This window comes from Limnospira sp. PMC 289.06, from assembly GCF_032350395.1.
Taxonomy (GTDB): domain Bacteria; phylum Cyanobacteriota; class Cyanobacteriia; order Cyanobacteriales; family Microcoleaceae; genus Limnospira; species Limnospira platensis.
This window is the reverse complement of the sequence record NZ_JARPLC010000053.1, coordinates 1-4,065: the sequence shown is the minus strand read 5'-3', so window position 1 is coordinate 4,065 and position 4,065 is coordinate 1. Positions and strand designations below refer to the sequence as shown.

Below are 4,065 nucleotides of genomic sequence, written 5' to 3'. Positions count from 1 at the left end.
TTCTGACGCACCCTACTAGATAACTTAATAAACCCGCCCCACCTCACCGGATAATTGATGATTGATAATTATTAATGGATAATGGATAATGGATAATGGATAATGGATAATTGATGATTGATGATTGATGATTGTAGTGGTGCGTCAGATTAAGAAAATTTGCCGTTAACCCGCTAGGTTATCCTTCTGACGCACCCTACGAGATAACAGATTGATAATTTTAAATTGAGGGATATGATTAGACTAGAAGATATAACTCGTGGTACAATTATTAAAGGGATTTTGCCGAGGGAAAATGTCACGGTTATTGATGCCAATTGGTGTAGTAGCGATGTGATTGAATTGACTTATAAAGATAGTCGGGGGAAACCTAATAATCAACTACTATTTAGGAGTGACCAAGAAACCTTAGAAATTGTGACTGATGGACAGCCTTGGAGTTTTAACGGAGATGGTGCTATATTTAGGCTGGTGTCGGAAGCGCACCGCATTCGCCTCGCCCATTTGTTTGACCCTCGGCTGGCTGTTCATACTTCTTTGGTGGAACCTCTCCCACACCAAATTGATGCGGTTTATAACCAAATGCTGAACCGTCAACCTCTGCGGTTTCTGTTGGCGGATGACCCGGGGGCGGGTAAAACTATTATGGCGGGATTATTTATCCGGGAATTGCTAATTAGGGGGGATTTACAAAAGTGTTTAATTGTCTGTCCGGGGAGTTTGGCGATACAATGGCAGGATGAATTATATCAGAAGTTTCACCTACCTTTTGAAATTTTAACGAACGATCGCCTTGAAGCAGCCCGCACCGGAAACGCCTTTACAGAAATTCCCCTATTGATAGCACAGTTAGATAAACTTAGCCGGAATCCTCAATTACAGGCGAAACTCAACCAAACTGATTGGGATTTGGTGGTAGTTGATGAAGCCCATAAATTGTCGGCTTCCTTTTTTGGGGGGGAAATTCGGGAAACTAAACGCTACAAATTGGGGAAACTTCTGTCGAGTTTAACCCGCCATTTTGTGCTGATGACCGCCACGCCACACAATGGAAAGGAAGAGGATTTTCAACTATTTTTGGCTCTGTTGGATGGCGATCGCTTTGAGGGGAAATTTCGGGATGGTGTCCATGTCTGCGATACCTCGGACTTGATGCGTCGTCTGATTAAAGAAAACCTGCTAAAATTTGATGGTCGCCCCCTGTTTCCGGAACGTCGCGCCCACACGGTAGAATATCGTCTTTCGGAGTTGGAAGCGATTCTATATAAACGGGTAACCGACTATGTGAAAGAAGAATTTAACCGCGCCGATACCCTCACCCAAAAAGGACGTAAAGGAACCGTAGGTTTTGCCTTAACCATTCTCCAGCGTCGTCTGGCTTCCTCTCCCGAAGCCATTTGTCAGTCTCTGAAAAGGCGGCGCGATCGCCTCCAAAAAAGACTGCGGGAAGAACAACTAATGCACCGAGAAATCAACGCCAAACTAGACCAGGGGATGGTGATTAATCAAGAAGATATTGATGATGATTTTGAAGACGCAGCCAGTAGCGAAAGGGAAAACATCGAAACCGAAGTTGTGGATCTAGCGACGGCTTCTCGGACTATTCAGGAATTGCAAACAGAAATCGAACATCTGCGCCAACTGGAAGATTTAGCCCAACGGGTGCGCCAGAGTGGGAAAGATTGTAAATGGGAACAATTATCCCAGGTAATTGAGGGGGAATTTTTTACCCCCAAACCCCACAATAGCGACGGGGAAATAGCACCGAAAACCTTGCCGAAACTGGTAATTTTTACCGAACATCGCGACACCCTTAACTATTTGCGCGATCGCATTAGAACCCTGTTAGGTCGTCCAGAAGCGGTAGTTACCATTCATGGAGGTATGGGACGGGAGGAGCGCAAAAAAGCCGAGGAAGCCTTTAAACAGGATGTTAATATCCAGGTATTGGTAGCCACCGACGCAGCCGGGGAAGGAATTAACCTACAACGGGCTTATCTTATGGTTAATTATGACCTACCTTGGAATCCCAATCGTTTAGAGCAGAGATTTGGGCGCATTCACCGGATCGGACAGACGGAAGTTTGTCATTTGTGGAATTTGGTAGCGGGGGAAACCCGGGAGGGGGATGTATATTTATCCCTGTTGCGGAAATTAGAAATTGAGCAAAAAGCCTTGGGGGGTCAGGTGTTTGATGTGTTGGGAAAAGCGATCGCCCAGGTAGAATTGCGGGAGTTACTCATTGAGGCTATTCGCTATGGCGATCGCCCTGATATTAAAGCCAAACAGCAGCAATTAGTTAGCGATCGCCTCAACCGGGAATATCTGCAAAAACTGATCGAAGAAAAAGCCCTCGCGAGGGACTCCCTAGACATCACCAGAGTCCAAGCCATTCGCGAAGACATGGAAAGGGCGCAAGCGCGGAAACTCCAACCCCATTTTATCGGCTTATTTTTCCAGGAAGCCTTCACCCGCTTGGGGGGAAACCTGCGCCCCAGGGAACCCCAACGCTATCAAATTACCCATGTTCCGGCGGTCATTCGTCATCGCGATCGCCAAATTGGACTCGCTGAACCTATACTTAACAGTTATGAGCGCATTTGCTTTGACAAGGACCTGATCAGCGTTTCGGGTAAACCCATAGCCGACCTGATTTGTCCGGGTCATCCCCTCCTTGATGCTACCCTAGACCTGATTTTAGAACGTCATCGGAATCTCTTGCGTCAGGGGACTATTTTAGTCGATGAAAACCCCAACTCTCAGACGGAGAGAATCTTAGTGTATCTTGAACATAGCATTCAGGATGCGCGCACCGACTCCAACGGACAGCGCCGGTTAGTTTCCCGTAGGATGCAATATGTAGAACTTTCCTGTAATCCGTTTACCGAGGACTTCCCCACTGTCTCGGAAGTCATTAATGGGGGATATGCGCCTTATTTGGACTATCGCCCCCTCACCGAAGACGAACAAAAGGCGATCGGCCAGATTTTACCCAGCCTCACCTTCCCACAGGACATCGAAAAACAGGCGATTAACTACGCCATCACCCACCTAGTCCCATCCCATTTGGCGGAAGTCCAGAAACCCAAACAGGAACTTATTGATAAAACCCTAGCAGCCGTAAAAGACCGACTCACCAAGGAAATTAACTATTGGGACCAAAGAGCGGTAGATTTGCGCCTTCAGGAGCAAGCCGGGAAACCCAACGCCAAACTTAACTCTACCAAAGCCCAGCAACGAGCCGATGAGTTAGCCACCCGCCTAGAAAAACGGCTCAGTGAACTCGAACTAGAAAGAAAACTTTCCCCTCAGCCGCCCCTGTTGGTAGGGGTAGCTTTAATCATTCCCAGCCACCGTCTGGCAGCCCGACAACCCCCCTCGCCGAAGATTTCCGACACTTTTTCCCAAAACCGGGAAGCGGTGGAATTAGCGGCAATGGAGGCGGTTATGCAGAAGGAAAGGGAGTTAGGCTATGAGCCGCGAGACGTTAGCGCCGAAAAGTGCGGTTATGATATCGAGTCTGTCATTCCCGAAACCGGACAATTGCGCTTTATTGAAGTGAAAGGACGCATTGAGGGGGCGCAAACGGTGACGGTAACAAAAAACGAGATTTTGACGGCTTTTAACCGACCTGATAGTTATATTCTAGCATTGGTGGAAGTTCCCAGCGATCGGCTGCGCTATGTGCGCCAACCGTTTCAACAAGAGCCCGATTTTGCCGCCCACAGCATTAATTATAATTGGCAAAAACTATGGGGACGGGGGGAAATTATGGACAATTGATAGCCCTCACCCCAAACCCCTCTCCCAACAGGGGAGAGGGGCTTTGCAAATTACCTCACCAATCCACCGAACCCCTATAATTAATAATTGTAGGGGCGGGTTCTGCTGTCAATTCTCGGACCCGACCGGGATATAAATAAACCCGCCCCACTCCACGGGATAATTGATGATTGATGATTGATGATTGTAGGTGGTGCGTCAGATTAATAAAATTTGCCGTTAACCCGGTAGGTTATCCCTCTGACGCACCCTACGTTAACTCGGACCCCACCGGGATATAAA

At 47.6% G+C, this 4,065-nt stretch carries 1 protein-coding gene; it reads left to right on the top strand.

Features of this window, described 5'->3' with window-relative positions; translation table 11 throughout:
* The first annotated feature begins 234 nt into the window (after positions 1-234).
* Positions 235-3,783, top strand: coding sequence for a helicase-related protein (locus P5674_RS12680; protein WP_315670026.1), 3,549 nt, complete (start codon positions 235-237; stop codon positions 3,781-3,783).
* Positions 3,784-4,065: the final 282 nt, after the last annotated feature.